The following is a 14,110-nucleotide window of genomic DNA, read 5'->3' as shown; positions in this document are numbered from 1 at the left end:
GCGATATGCGGGTTGATTCCTCTCATAAAGAATACATGACAATTGTCATATCGATGTCATGACGCATCATACTGTTTCCTAAGTTTTCCAAGTAATACAATGTAAATATAAGAAACAGCGGGGGTGGAGAGATGGAAAAGATTATTGAAGTAAATGGTGTTTCTAAAACATTTAAACATAAAAACGCAGTAAATAATGTTTCATTTCATGTAAATAAAGGGGAAATAGTAGCGTTACTTGGTCCGAATGGTGCGGGGAAAACAACGACGATGTCGATGATGCTTGGATTAAAGGACCCGACAGAAGGTAAGGTCTTTATATTTGGAAAGAGTCCAAAGCATAGAGATGTTCGTAATAGCCTCGGTGCGATGCTGCAAGAAGTAAGTGTCATTGATAGTATTACGGTGGAAGAGGCAATCGAGTTATTCCGTAGTTATTATACGAATCCTATAGCGAAAGAAACGTTACTGCAGTTATCAAATTTAGAATCAGAGCGAAAGCAAAGATGTGAGAAGTTATCAGGTGGGCAAAAAAGAAGGTTGAATTTTGCGCTTGCACTTGCGGGAAATCCAGATTTGTTATTTTTAGATGAGCCGACAGTCGGAATGGATATTACGTCTCGAAGAATGTTTTGGGAAACGATTCGAAAGTTAGCAAGTGAAGGGAAAACAATTATTTTAACGACGCATTATTTAGAAGAAGCAGATGCTTTAGCAAATCGTATCTTATTATTTGCGAACGGAAAGATTATCGCAGATGGTACACCAGACGAAATGAAAGCGACGATTTCGCGAAAAACAATCACATTTTACTCGAAGGAAAGCATTCCTACAAAATTACTAAAGGAATTACCAAATGTAACAGAAGTAAAGTCAAGCGAAGGACGCTTCATTTTAACAACGGAGGATACGGATGCAACTTTAAAAGCCATTTATCAAAAGAGTTTACCTGTAACAGATGTTTCAGTTGAACGTGGAAGTCTTGATGAAGCATTCGAACAGTTTGTCGCAAATCAGAAGGAGGAAATCGCATGAGAGCATTATGGATGCAATGCAAAATAGAAATTTTACGTACATTCCGCAATAAATTATTTATCTTTTTCTCATTATTAATGCCTGTTATGTTTTACTACATTTTCACAAATGTTGTTCAAGTACCACAAAACGGAGATGCGTGGAAAGCACATTATTTAATTTCGATGGCAACTTTCAGTATTGTAGGGACTGCACTCTTTAGTTTCGGTGTGAGACTTTCTCAGGAAAGAGGGCAAGGATGGACACATCTTCTAAAAATTACACCGCTTCCAGAGGGAGCATATTTAACAGCAAAAATTATCGCTCAAACAGTAGTAAATGCTTTTTCAATATTAGTTATCTTTATTGCAGGGATACTAATTAATCATGTTGAGTTAACGGTAGGGCAATGGATTGGTGCGGGATTATGGTTATTGTTAGGGGTAACACCATTTTTAGCGTTAGGAACAGTAATAGGTTCCATTAAGAAGGCGGACGCAGCTGCTGGCTTAGCAAATATTTTAAATATGAGTTTAGCTATAGTTGGCGGGTTATGGATGCCGATTGAAGTATTCCCAAAAATATTAAGAACGATTGGTGAATGGACACCGACATACCATTTCGGAAGTGGTGCGTGGGATATTGTAGCTGGAAAATCAATTGGATGGGAAAATATCGCGGTATTAGGAGGTTATTTCCTTATATTTGTTGTAGTATCAATATATATAAGAAAAAGACAGGAAGCGGTATAAATGATAGAGAAGAAGAGGATTGAGATTTTTCCGAAACATATGGGATTCTTCCCGTATATGTGGTTTGTTTATCTATTATTTCCAATTTATCACTTAGCGCAGGCATCAGGATGGAAGCTTGTAATAGGAAGCGGTATGTTGATAATTTTTATCGTCACATACCGTCAGCTTTATTTTGTTCAGAGGACGTTTGTTTTTTGGGCGTGTATTCAAATGGTACTCATCTTTTTATTTGCTTTATTTTATAATCCTTTTATGATATTTTTTGGCTTTTTCACAGCAAGTGCGATGGGATTTGCGCCAAATAAGAAAGTATTTCGAGTGCTGTTATGTTCGTTAGTTATCATGCTTGGAGCATTTTTATTTGTAAATATGAATCAACTAACAACTACAAGTTTAGTAAATATCGTTCCAATGTTTATTTTAATGCTTCTTACGCCATTTGGTATGCGCAATTTTAATCAGAAAAAGATGTTAAGAAATCAATTGGATCAGGCGAACGAGCAAATTAAAGACTTAGTAAAACGTGAAGAACGGCAGCGGATTGCAAGAGATCTTCATGACACATTAGGGCATACGTTATCTCTTATTACTTTGAAAAGCCAGCTTGTAGAGAAGTTAATTGTGAAAAATCCAGAGCGTGCAAGTGCGGAAGCGAAGGAAATTACACAAACGTCTCGTACAGCTTTAAAACAGCTGAGAGAATTAATTTCTGATATGCGTATGATTACGGTAGAAGAAGAGCTAGAGCAAATAAAAGCGATCTTACAAGCAGCTAATATTGAATTAGAAGTGAGGCAAGAAGCAAGATCGAGCTCGTTATCACCAATTGAACAAAATATTGTCGGGATGTGTTTACGTGAGGCCGTTACAAATGTTGTAAAACATAGTAAGGCAACGCGGTGCGCAGTTTCTGTATTAGAATCACAAGGTGAACTGATTTTGAAAGTAGAAGATAACGGAATCGGTTTAACAGATCAAAATCATGATGGAAATGGTATTCCCGGCATGAAAGAACGAATTGCTCTTATTGATGGATTTGTTGAATTAGGTACAATTAATCCAGGGACGTTATTAACGGTAAAAGTTCCAGTTGTTATTAGAACAGGAAAAGATGAGGTGAGGGCATGATTCGAATTATTATTGCAGAAGACCAGCGGATGCTTCGTGGTGCATTAGGAGCCCTGCTTGATCTAGAAGATGATATCGAAGTAATTGGGCAAGCTGCGAACGGGGAAGAGGCGTTAAAATTAATTGAATCGTTAAAGCCAGATGTAAGTATTATGGATATTGAAATGCCGATTCAAAGTGGATTGGATGTCGCTGAGACTTTAAAGAAAGAAAAATCATCATGCAAAGTAATGATTTTAACAACATTTGCAAGACCTGGTTATTTTGAACGAGCAATGAAAGCTGGTGTGCACGGATATTTATTAAAGGATAGCCCAAGTGAAGATTTAGCAGCAGCAATTCGTAATGTAATGAAGGGAAAACGAGAGGTCTCCCAAGATTTAATGTTCGGCCTATGGCAGGAGCAAAATCCGTTGTCAGATCGCGAAAAGGAAGTATTGTTGCTTGCGAAAGAAGGAAAGACGGCAAACGAAATTGCGAAGGCACTTTATCTTTCGCCGGGTACAGTACGTAATTATATTTCTGAAGTATTAACGAAGCTCGATGCGAAAAATAGAATTGAGGCAATTACAATTGCGGAAGAAAAGGGTTGGATATAAAAAGAAGGCTGCCTATGAGAGGTAACCTTCTTTTTATAATTATTGTACTTCTATTACTTGATTTACTTTTTGTAATGGTTTGTAACCATGTGCTTCAAATGCCTTTGCAAATTCATTTGATACGGAAGTGTCATATAAATCTTTTGCAGCTTGTACGATATGAGATTGAAGTGATTCAAAGTCTTCAGCGGAAGTTGCATAATTTTGCAATGCACGCATAACAACTTTACTTACTTTTTCATTTCCTTGTTTTTGAACAGCAACACCGTTATATGTTTTACCTTCAGCTAATTGATATAATACGTGACTGATAATACCAGAATTCACGTGTGATTCTTGATTATTACCATCGTTATAGAAATCTTGTAAATTTGTATATAGTTTATGACCGCCGTCACCAATTTCCCTTGGGATATCACGAATTGTTAGGCCACCTAATGTATCGCCCATAATCCAGTTTCCTTTATCTTTCTTTACGTAATATTCGATTTGTGTACCCCAGAAATCCGCTAATCCCTCGTTTAGTGCAGATGTTTCAGCGCTTGGATATCTCACGACTTTATTTTTCGTCGTGCCACTGAATACAGCATGTCCAAATTCATGAGCTGTTACATCAAGAGCGGATGTTAGTTTTCCGTCTAAACCATCACCAAATACCATTTGGTTCCAAGCGGGATGCCAAAATGCATTTACATAGTCTTCTTTTACACCATCACTAACTTCAGTAGAATCAAAACCGTGTACACTAGCAACAACTTTTGAATCTTTATTGTCGTAACTTTTTAGATTATGTTCTTTCTTAAAGTAATCGTAAATATCACTCATGTTCTTCATAGCGCCCGCGGCTTCTTTATCTGCAAAATTAGGAGTACTACTTGAAATTAGTGTCCCTGGATAACCAGCTTGACTATATCCTCCAAGGGAATCGGCGTAGTTTGCATTATAAATATAAATACCATTTCCGCGTGATAAATCCGCTAAATAAAATTTTCCATCAGTTCCTTTGGCAATATTGAAAGAGATGTTTTCTTGAAGTGCATTTTTCCCAGTTCCTTGCTCACTTGCAGGGGATAATCTAGGTGATGTTACTTGATTTATAGTCTTATTCTCTTTGTTTTTAATGAACTTTTCTTGGAAAAGTACTTCTCCAGTTTTTAAATCAACGATAGCATTGCCGTTTATAATTTGTTCATTGTTTTCATAAGTAAATGTAATAACAGTTGCGAATGTATAATAGCCATCTTTTTTCTTATAAACAACGGTTTCGCTAGAGAATTCTGTCTCAACTGCATCGCTTGGAATTTGAACTATATCGCGTAATTTAGATTTTACTTCATTTTTCGACAAAAAATTTGTTATAGTAAGATTAGGTTGTTGATTTAAATTTTGAACAACTTTACCACTAACAGTTGTGATTACTCCATTTTTATCTACTTTTACAATGAGATCTTGGCCATATACTTTATAGTTTTTATATGTTTGTGCAAGGCGAACTTCGGTTTGATTTTCTTTGGTTTCTTTATTTGTAGGTTGGAAATCTACATTTTTTTCAGTAGTAACTTGTTCTTGTTGAGCTTTTGCCCCATTTACCTCACCTTTTAAATACTTTTTAGCAATATTTTCTTTCGTATCATTTTGAGGTTGTGTTAATTTCCCGATTGTTAAACCAGGCTGAGCAATTTCAACTTTGACTGCACTTTTGTTTAATTCTTGAGCATGAATAGCTTCTGTTGATAAAGGGCAAAGAAGACCGAATGTAACGAAAGCACTAGCAAGTTTTCTATAATTCATCTATAACACTCCTAATCTATTATTGTATGTGAGATGAATTGTATGAAAAATTTGCCGAATTTTATATATATTATGCATTATTTCATATCAAAAATTGTCGAATTCACATTATTGTAGTGGTATGACAACTCAAAAAATTAGATTGTTCTAATGGGATGGTGAGTAAGTATGCACGCAGAAAAATTAGGAAGTGAAATTAAGAAAATTAGGGTGATGAGAGGATTAACACAGAAACAGTTATCCGATAATATATGTCATCAATCGGAAGTGAGTAGAATTGAATCGGGTGCGGTATACCCAAGTATGGATATATTGCAAGGTATCGCAGCAAAATTACAAGTTCCTATTATTCATTTTTATGAGGTACTCATTTATTCCGATATTGAAAGAAAAAAACAGTTTAAAGATCAAATCATTATGCTTTGTAAGCAAAAGAAATATAAAGAAATTTATAATAAAGTATGGAATGAGCTGAAAAAGGAAGAATATCATCCTGAATTCCAGCAATTTCTTCAATGGCAATATCATGTAGCAGCTTACATATTAAAGAAAATTGATTACGAATATTGTATTTTAGAATTAAAAAAATTGTTAAATCAACAGTTAGCTGGAATAGACGTATACCAAAATCTTTATATAGAAAATGCGATTGCAAATATTTATGCTGAAAATAGCTATTTTAAGAAGAGTATTGAGTTATTTGAAGATATATTAAAACAATTAGAGGTGTTGCATGATAATGAAGAATTTGAAGTGAAGGTAAGATATAATCATGCAAAAGCATTATATTTAGATAATCAATATGAAGAGTCACTTTATCAAGTAAATAAAGCGATTGAAATATCATGCCGAATTAATAGTATGGCATTAATTGGACAGCTATATTATCAAAAAGGTGAATGCCTAGGGAAGTTGGAGTACGATGGGGCAGAGGTTGAAGATGCATATAAAAAGGCAAGTTTCTTTTTTGATATATTAGAAATGCATGCATATAAAGAAGCTCTCGTAAATAAAATCAGTAGATAAATATCCTAAAAAATGGGTATGCATAATTGCATATAATAGAGATAAATTTTCATGATATATTAAAATAAAAAATGTGGGTGATGGAATATGAAGAAATTACTTATTGGTAGTTTATTAACGTTAGCGATGGCATGGGGTATTTCATTAGGCGATACGGCATTAGAGAAAAGCCATATAATTACTCATAACGATCAAGAGGTACAATTAGCTAAAGATTTACCTTTTGAATATTAAAAAACAACCGTCTTACTTAGGCGGTTGTTTTTTTATGGAGTAACATCCAAACGTCTTTACTAGAAACAGGTTTGCTAATAAAGAATCCTTGAATGTGATCACAATTTTGTTTATGTAAAAATTCCCATTCTTCTTCCGTTTCTACACCTTCTGCAATCACTTTTAAATTTAGTTGTTTTGATAGTGTAATAATGGAAGAGACAATTGCTTCTTCTAAAGGGCTAGTTGTAATTCCACAAATAAACTCTCGAGCGATTTTTAATGTGTTGATTGGATATTTTGTTAAATAAGCTAAAGAACTATAACCAGTTCCAAAGTCGTCGATTGAAATTTGAATACCGAGGTTTTGAAGTTGTTCTAGTTTTGCAACTACAGATTGATTTTGATTAATTGCGATGCTTTCCGTAATTTCAATATCTAGTGCTTCTGGTTTCAGTTCTGTTTCTTTCAACAACTTTGAAATAGTTGGGATTAAATCTGTATGGTTAAATTGAACAACAGATAAATTTACACCAACTTTTAAGTGAGAGAAACCTTGATTATGCCATCTTTTTGCTTCTAAACAGGCAGTACGTAAAATCCAATTGCCAAGTTCAATAATAAAACCAGTTTCCTCTGCTAGAGGGATAAATTGGGCAGGAGATACGATACCGAGTTTTGGATGCTTCCAACGTATTAATGCTTCAAAACCGATAATTTGTTTTGTTTTTGTGCTTACTTGTGGCTGGTATTCAAGGAAAAATTCATTTTGTTGTAATGCCTTTGAAAGTTCACCTTCTAAGAATTGAATTTCATTTTGAGCGATACTCATTTCTTTTGAGAAGAAAACAAATCTGTTTTTTCCATTTCCTTTAGCACGATACATAGCCATATCAGCATTTTTCATTAACTCATTTACATCAGTTCCATAATCAGGGTACATCGCAATTCCGATACTTGGTGTAATAGAGAGTTCTTCGCCTTGAATGAAGAATGGTTTGTTTAAAATAGTTAAAATCTGTTCAGCTATAAAAATTGCACTTTTTTCTGAGTACATTTCTGGTAATAGAATTGTAAACTCATCTCCACCTTGGCGAGCGACGATATCTTTTGAACGCAAGCAACCGCGTAATCTTTTTGCTACTTCAATTAATAATAAATCTCCGACGTCATGACCAAGTCTATCGTTAATTTTTTTAAATCGATCTAAATCAAGGAACATGACGGCGACATCATTTGCGTTAGTTTGAGCTGTATTTAAAATGGCTTTTAAATCTTTTTCGAACTTTCGACGATTTGGTAATCCAGTAAGTGCATCGTGAAAGGCTAAATGTTCTACTTGTTTTTGTTTTTCATATAAAGTGGTAATATCACGCGCTATCCCAAACATTCCGACCACTTCTTTGTTTATAAAAGTAGGGATAAGTGTAATATGGAGATAATAATAATAGCCTTCTTGTTCTTTTGTACGCACTTCTAACGTTTGTGGCCTACCTTCCTTTGTAATTTGTAAAGCCTTCTTTAGTAGTTCGTGGTCTTTTGAATCAATGAAGTGTACCAGAGAATAGCTTGCCACTTCGCAATAATAGGCAGTAAATAAGCTTTCGCACGCCTTATTAGATTGTTGAAAAATGCCATTCATATTTAAAGAGAAAACGGCATCGGGGTGATCTTCGAATAAAGACTTATAGCGTTGTTCACTTTTTGATAATGCAAATGCACCTTCTTCAACTTCGTCCTCTAGTTGTGTAGTCAACTGTTCATATGTATGAATTAGTGCTTGATTATCTTTCCACATGTAAAGTTGCCGCAAGAATAACAAAATAAGTGATAATACGAGACCGATTAACATGAATTTATCATCCCAAGGTTGAATGATAATAAAGGCAAAAGTAATAATTATACTAAAATAAGGTAGTATAAAACGTACATAATCGAATCGGTAATATTTTGCTTTCGTTTCATGCTGCATTGGTTTGTCTAAAATATACAGTATGGAAGAAAGTCCAATTAATAAAATAGAAGCAGTGTGTATTAAATAATTAAATTCAGGAGAAGTTTTCATCCCAAAATTCAATTGAAACAGATGAATGTAACCGTATACGAGTATAATAGTGAAACCGATAATTAATGCAATTCTACTAGAAGAATATTGTTCTCTTCTATAAAGGCTAATAACGGCGTAAATTACTAATGATTGTGCAATGAAATAGCCAATTAAAATCCAAGTTTCCTTTGTTAACATACGGAAGCTTGAAAGGTCCAATATAAAAGTTAAATTGAAATAAATGTTCATAATAACAATAAAGATGCTATCGAATGAAAATTGAGCAAGACCCTTAATAGAGTAAATTTTTATAAACTTTATAGCAAATCCAACAAAGAGTAAAACATATTGTATGATAAAAAAAGGTAATGCTTTATATGAGAATATAACTTGCTCATGAATGGAAAGTGAATGAAGGAATAAAGTTATCTCCATAGCTAATCCGCATAGACAAGTACATAGTAATAAAATCCAAAATAACTTATCACCATGCGTCATTTTTCTAATCGCTTTACATAAGCAATAGCAAGAAAAAAGTGAAGCGAAACAGAATAAGAAAAGAATCCCGATTTCTTTTATATTCAACTCATTTGGTATAAGGAATATCCAAAGAGCAAATATAAATATGTATATTATTCCAGATTGTATATAATTTTTTTGATTAATCATATTATGACTCCGTTTCAATAAAGTTGAATCTAGGGGAGAAAATGCTAATTTAAATAATAGCATATAAAATAGGATGTTTTTTACTATAAAAATTACTTTTTTGAAAAAATGGTGCAAAGTTACAATTTACCACTGTAACATTGCACCACTTATTCTTTTAATTCCTCTTATAGCAGAAAGTTCGTCTATTAATTGGAATAGTGCTAAGTCTTTTTGTTTACTTTCAATCATAATATCGAAATTATGATTGTGTTTTTTTGCAATGTGTAAGAAAGGCTTGATAAACTCTAAATCGATATATTCAGCATGAGCCCTAAATTCTTTTTCCGATCTCGGGGAGGAAATGTGAACTTTAGGAGAGATATTTGTATGTGACCAAGTTTCAAAAATTGCAGGAAGCAACTCTTCTAGTGGTTCCTCGCAAAGATTGGCCATATGATGATGATAATCAAATACAAATGGGATATTTTCTTTTTGGCAAATTGATAAAGTTTCAGCGGTTGTATAGGTTTTATCATCATTTTCAAGAGTCATTTGTTTTTTTATATGTGTAGGAAGTTTTTTTATGTTTTCATGGAAGCGCTCAATAGCCTTTTCTTTATTTCCATAGGCTCCACCTACATGAATATTAATGTAAGAAGAATCTGCAATGCCTATAGCATCCAATATTTTATAATGATAAGCCATATCCGTAATAGCGTTAGTAGTAATATGTGGCTTGTCGCTTGTAAATAGCGTAAATTGATTTGGATGAAAACTTATTCGTAAATTGTGTTCTTTAATTAAAGTCCCTATTTTATGCCAAAGTGGTGTGAATACCCCAATATAGTCAAACTCGACTTCGGGATGTGTTGCAAGTGGGACGATAGAAGACGATAGGCGATATAGTGGGATTTCATGCGCTATATTGTAATGAAGGATACGTATTGTGTGCTCTAAATTTTGCCTTATAACATGGTATAGTTTGTCTTCTCGCTCTTGCTTGCTGAGTTTCTTAAAGCTTGTAAATGTCATTGTTTTGGCAGGAGAACAGTTCCAGAGTGCCATTGCATGTGAGACATATCCAAACCGCATAATCATATGAAATACACCCCTTGCATTCATTGTCTTTCCTATAAAAAGAAAGCAAATATTGTTCCAATCCATTCCTTTCCTCTATTGATAAGAGAAGTCGGGTTTACATCGCTATAGGAAAGTACGGATGCATTTTCTAGATCTTCATGGAATTTATTTTTTACTGTTTGAATGAAATGTTTATTATATAACAGGCAGTTTATTTCATGGTTAATATATAAACTTCTCATATCAAAGTTTGCTGTTCCGATATCGCAAATATCATCGTCTACTATAATAATTTTGGCGTGAAAAAAACCTTGTTGAAATGCATAAATATTGCAACCAGCCTGTATTAATTTTCGGCAGTACGGAAATTTGGCTTCTCGAACAAGAGGGTGATCAGCTTTTTCTGGAACAAGGATTGTGATTTGAACCCCTCTTTCTCTTGCTTTTAATAAGGCATTCATAATTTTTTTTCCAGGAATGAAATATGGTGTACCGATACAGATTTCTTTTTTTGCCCCGTTAATTAAATGTAAAAAAGTATGCTGTAAATAAGCCCCATCAGTCGGAATAAATTGATGCAGGATGGCACCTGGGTTTTGTTTTGGAAAATAAAGAGAAGCATCTAATAAATTCTGTTTCGTATCATCAAACCAGTCATGCAAAAATTGCTTTTGTAAATCTTGAACCCCTTCTCCTGTAAGACGTAAATGATAGTCTCGCCATAATCCTAAATATTCATTATGCCCTAGATACTCTTCGCCGATATTAAATCCCCCGATATAGCCGGTTTTCCCATCAATCACTGTAATTTTCCTATGATTTCTTTGATTAGCAGAAAAGAAAGGCAGAGGAAATTTTACCTTATGACAAAATGAAAAAGATATACCATGTTTTTGCAGGGAGCGAATAGCTTCGTTTGATAAAGAATGGCTGCCAAATCGATCAAGTAAAAGTCGTACTTCAATTCCTTCCTGAGCCTTATCAATCAGCAATTTTAAAAATTCACGACTGATTTTATCGTTTTTTACAATGAAGAATAAAATATGAATGTGATGCTGTGCTTGTTTTATATCAGTAAATAAAGCATCATATAAATCTTTCCCGTATGTATAAAGGTGAAAATCACTTTGACGTAAAGGGAAAGTGCGAGGGCTTACTCGTTTTAAATGAAGAAGTCGCCCGTATGAAAGGTCAATTGTAATCCAAAGAGCAACGGATATTAACAAAAGAGATAAGTAGAGCATCAGTGAATTCCCTCCTTCGCATTCTTTTCACCTTCAGTGTGTTACAAATGATACGGGTAGCACGGCTGTTATTATAAATTTCATTATAGGATAGTATGTTGCACTGATTAAAGTTTCACTTTATCCCGCTTTAACGGGCAGTAAGCCTTTCAACTCAAAACTGTTGAATAAGTAGAAGTTAGTTTGGAAATCAACTGCCCGTAAAAGCCCGATTGGTTCAACTAATAATCAGCGGGGGATGAACTACCCCTGCTGATTAAAGTTTCACTTTATAGTTTCACCGAAATAAACAGCTTTATGAAAAAATGTGTTGTTCTATAACAAAAAACTGTTGACTGAATGCTCACTCATTATATAATGGGGATAGGGGATATAATTCAGAAAATTATATATTTTTGAAGATTCAAAAAAGAAAGAGGGCTTACAAAGAGAGGGGTAGCATAAATATGAATAGCTTACTGATCATTAATTGGCTGGCTGCCATTGCTGTTATTGCTTATGCAGGATATTTGTTTGTATATCTTATACGGACGAGAATGGCCTACATACAATTAGGGAAAAAAATTGAATTTGACCGTCGTTTTAAAGAGCGTTGGGATCTCCTTAAGGTCAATGTTTTCGGTCAGAAAAAGCTGCTGAAAGATAAGAAAAGCGGCATCATTCACGTTATGTTCTTTTACGGATTTATTCTTGTCCAATTTGGAGCAATTGACTTCGTTTGGAAAGGACTCGCACCAGGATCACATCTTCCACTTGGACCACTATACCCTGCATTTACATTCTTCCAGGAAATTGTCACACTTGTTATTTTAATTGCAGTATTTTGGGCTTTTCATAGACGTTATGTAGAAAAGCTTGTTCGTTTAAAACGTAACTTCAAATCAGGTCTTGTTCTTATCTTTATCGGGGGCTTAATGATTTCTGTACTACTTGGTAACGGTATGGGACTTATATGGCATGGCGAGGAGCTTTCATGGAGTGAACCAATCGCTTCTGCAATCGCTTACGTTTTTAGCGGGATAAATGAAACCGTAGCCATTTCAGTGTTCTATTTTTCTTGGTGGGTGCATTTACTAATTTTGTTAACGTTTTTAGTGTATGTTCCACAATCAAAACATGCGCATTTAATTGCAGGACCAGCTAATGTATTCTTCGGTCGTCTTTCAAACCCAGGGAAGCTTGAAAAGATTGATTTTGAAGATGAAACGCAAGAAACATTTGGTGTTGGTAAAATTGAAGACTTTAGACAAAATCAACTTATTGACTTATACGCTTGTGTAGAGTGTGGTCGTTGTACAAATATGTGTCCGGCAACAGGAACAGGAAAAATGTTATCGCCGATGGACTTAATTTTAAAACTTCGCGATCATTTAACTGATAAAGGAGCTGCGGTAACATCAAAAGCACCGTGGGTTCCAGTAGTTGCCTTCAATAATACACAAGGAAATCAGTTAGCGATGATGGCAGCTGGAAAAGGACAACAAGAATCAGCGTCTACAACGCTTGCTTACGATCCGAGTTTAATCGGAGATGTTATTACAGAAGAAGAGATTTGGGCATGTACAACGTGTCGTAACTGTGAAGATCAATGCCCAGTTATGAATGAGCATGTTGACAAAATTATTGATTTACGTCGATATCTCGTTTTGACTGAAGGGAAAATGGACGCGGAAGCACAACGCGCGATGACAAATATCGAGCGTCAAGGAAATCCGTGGGGGCTGAACCGTAAAGAGCGTGAAACATGGCGCCAAGGTGATGACGAAGTAACAGTTCCAACTGTAAAAGAAAAATCAAAAGCTGGGGAGGAATTCGAGTATTTATTCTGGGTTGGTTCAATGGGATCATACGACAATCGTAGTCAGAAGATTGCGATATCGTTTGCGAAGTTAATGAACGAAGCAGGCATTTCATTCGCAATTCTCGGTAATAAAGAAAAGAATTCTGGAGATACACCACGCCGCCTCGGAAATGAATTTGTATTCCAAGAGATGGCGACAAAGAATATCGAAGAATTTGAAAAGGCAGGAGTGAAGAAAATCGTTACGATTGATCCTCATGCTTATAACACATTTAAAAATGAGTATCCGGACTTTGGCTTGCAAGCAGAAGTCTATCATCATACAGAATTGTTAGCTCAGTGGGTGAAAGAAGGGCGCTTAAAGCCTGTTCACGCTATTGAAGAAACAGTTACGTACCATGATTCCTGTTATTTAGGAAGATACAACGAAGTGTACGAAGCGCCACGTGACATTTTGAAAGCGATTCCTGGAGTGAATCTTGTAGAAATGGCACGTAATCGTGAAACGGGAATGTGCTGTGGCGCAGGTGGTGGCTTAATGTGGATGGAAGAAACAACAGGTTCTCGTATTAACGTTGCTCGTACAGAACAAGCATTAGCTGTACAGCCATCCATTATCGGTACAGGTTGTCCATATTGCTTAACGATGATTAGTGATGGAACGAAAGCGAAAGAGGTAGAAGAGAAAGTTCAAACTCTTGATGTGACAGAGATTTTAGAACGATCTGTTATCGGACAGAAAAAAGAAGCGATGTAGTTTGT

General features: G+C 35.0%; 11 protein-coding genes. 7 read left to right on the top strand and 4 right to left on the bottom strand.

All coding sequences use genetic code 11. The features are described 5' to 3' along the window. Positions 1-131 precede the first annotated feature (131 nt). From MR136_RS09915 to MR136_RS09900, 4 genes are read left to right on the top strand one after another with little or no spacing between them, the layout of a single operon-like run. Positions 132-1,034, top strand: coding sequence for an ABC transporter ATP-binding protein (locus tag MR136_RS09915; RefSeq protein ID WP_000411127.1), 903 nt, complete (start codon positions 132-134; stop codon positions 1,032-1,034). Then, the gene (locus MR136_RS09910) at positions 1,031-1,765 is read left to right on the top strand and encodes an ABC transporter permease (RefSeq protein ID WP_001202431.1); all 735 of its coding nucleotides are present in this window, start codon (positions 1,031-1,033) and stop codon (positions 1,763-1,765) included. The genes MR136_RS09915 and MR136_RS09910 overlap by 4 nt, the downstream gene beginning before the upstream one ends. After that, positions 1,766-2,896 (top strand): sensor histidine kinase, encoded by a 1,131-nt coding sequence (locus tag MR136_RS09905; protein ID WP_242259356.1) that lies wholly within the window; start codon positions 1,766-1,768, stop codon positions 2,894-2,896. After that, a complete protein-coding gene (locus MR136_RS09900; protein WP_000619260.1) occupies positions 2,893-3,495 on the top strand; it encodes a response regulator transcription factor in 603 nt (200 codons plus the stop codon). The genes MR136_RS09905 and MR136_RS09900 overlap by 4 nt, the downstream gene beginning before the upstream one ends. A gap of 39 nt (positions 3,496-3,534) precedes the next feature. Here the strand turns inward: MR136_RS09900 and MR136_RS09895 are convergent, their stop codons facing one another. Continuing rightward, the gene (locus MR136_RS09895; RefSeq protein ID WP_242259355.1) at positions 3,535-5,286 is read right to left on the bottom strand and encodes a M4 family metallopeptidase; all 1,752 of its coding nucleotides are present in this window, start codon (positions 5,284-5,286) and stop codon (positions 3,535-3,537) included. A 168-nt stretch (positions 5,287-5,454) separates the two neighbouring features. Between MR136_RS09895 and plcR the strand changes: the two genes are divergently transcribed. Then, positions 5,455-6,312 carry a transcriptional regulator PlcR gene (gene plcR, locus MR136_RS09890; protein WP_000542909.1) on the top strand — a complete coding sequence of 286 codons (858 nt, stop codon included), beginning with the start codon at positions 5,455-5,457 and terminating at the stop codon, positions 6,310-6,312. Between the two features lie 87 nt (positions 6,313-6,399). Next, on the top strand, positions 6,400-6,546 hold the full coding sequence (locus MR136_RS09885) for a quorum-sensing peptide PapR (protein ID WP_000734731.1): 147 nt from the start codon (positions 6,400-6,402) through the stop codon (positions 6,544-6,546). Positions 6,547-6,562: 16 nt separating this feature from the next. Here MR136_RS09885 and MR136_RS09880 read toward each other — a convergent pair whose 3' ends face one another. The 3 genes from MR136_RS09880 to cls form a co-directional block, all read right to left on the bottom strand. Beyond that, positions 6,563-9,241, bottom strand: coding sequence for a DUF4084 domain-containing protein (locus MR136_RS09880; protein ID WP_242259354.1), 2,679 nt, complete (start codon positions 9,239-9,241; stop codon positions 6,563-6,565). A 126-nt stretch (positions 9,242-9,367) separates the two neighbouring features. Next, a complete protein-coding gene (gene uvsE, locus MR136_RS09875; protein WP_153582679.1) occupies positions 9,368-10,321 on the bottom strand; it encodes a UV DNA damage repair endonuclease UvsE in 954 nt (317 codons plus the stop codon). A gap of 32 nt (positions 10,322-10,353) precedes the next feature. After that, a complete protein-coding gene (gene cls / locus MR136_RS09870; RefSeq protein ID WP_242259353.1) occupies positions 10,354-11,547 on the bottom strand; it encodes a cardiolipin synthase in 1,194 nt (397 codons plus the stop codon). A gap of 446 nt (positions 11,548-11,993) precedes the next feature. On the opposite strand from cls, the gene MR136_RS09865 reads away from it, so the two are divergent. Continuing rightward, positions 11,994-14,105 (top strand): (Fe-S)-binding protein, encoded by a 2,112-nt coding sequence (locus MR136_RS09865; RefSeq protein ID WP_001086776.1) that lies wholly within the window; start codon positions 11,994-11,996, stop codon positions 14,103-14,105. Positions 14,106-14,110: the final 5 nt, after the last annotated feature.

Source organism: Bacillus cereus group sp. BfR-BA-01311, assembly GCF_022664295.1.
Classification (GTDB): Bacteria; Bacillota; Bacilli; order Bacillales; family Bacillaceae_G; genus Bacillus_A; species Bacillus_A cereus.
The sequence above is the reverse complement of the archived record's forward strand: the minus strand, read 5'-3'. Positions and strand labels throughout refer to the sequence as shown.

What these genes read in the sequence shown, in the direction of transcription:
- MR136_RS09905 (WP_242259356.1), top strand. Translation starts at nt 1,766, where the DNA reads ATGATAGAGAAGAAGAGGATTGAGATTTTTCCGAAACATATGGGATTC.
- MR136_RS09915 (WP_000411127.1), top strand. Translation starts at nt 132, where the DNA reads ATGGAAAAGATTATTGAAGTAAATGGTGTTTCTAAAACATTTAAACAT.
- MR136_RS09910 (WP_001202431.1), top strand. Translation starts at nt 1,031, where the DNA reads ATGAGAGCATTATGGATGCAATGCAAAATAGAAATTTTACGTACATTC.
- uvsE (WP_153582679.1), bottom strand. Translation starts at nt 10,321, where the DNA reads ATGATTATGCGGTTTGGATATGTCTCACATGCAATGGCACTCTGGAAC.
- MR136_RS09865 (WP_001086776.1), top strand. Translation starts at nt 11,994, where the DNA reads ATGAATAGCTTACTGATCATTAATTGGCTGGCTGCCATTGCTGTTATT.
- MR136_RS09880 (WP_242259354.1), bottom strand. Translation starts at nt 9,241, where the DNA reads ATGATTAATCAAAAAAATTATATACAATCTGGAATAATATACATATTT.
- cls (WP_242259353.1), bottom strand. Translation starts at nt 11,547, where the DNA reads ATGCTCTACTTATCTCTTTTGTTAATATCCGTTGCTCTTTGGATTACA.
- MR136_RS09885 (WP_000734731.1), top strand. Translation starts at nt 6,400, where the DNA reads ATGAAGAAATTACTTATTGGTAGTTTATTAACGTTAGCGATGGCATGG.
- MR136_RS09895 (WP_242259355.1), bottom strand. Translation starts at nt 5,286, where the DNA reads ATGAATTATAGAAAACTTGCTAGTGCTTTCGTTACATTCGGTCTTCTT.
- MR136_RS09900 (WP_000619260.1), top strand. Translation starts at nt 2,893, where the DNA reads ATGATTCGAATTATTATTGCAGAAGACCAGCGGATGCTTCGTGGTGCA.
- plcR (WP_000542909.1), top strand. Translation starts at nt 5,455, where the DNA reads ATGCACGCAGAAAAATTAGGAAGTGAAATTAAGAAAATTAGGGTGATG.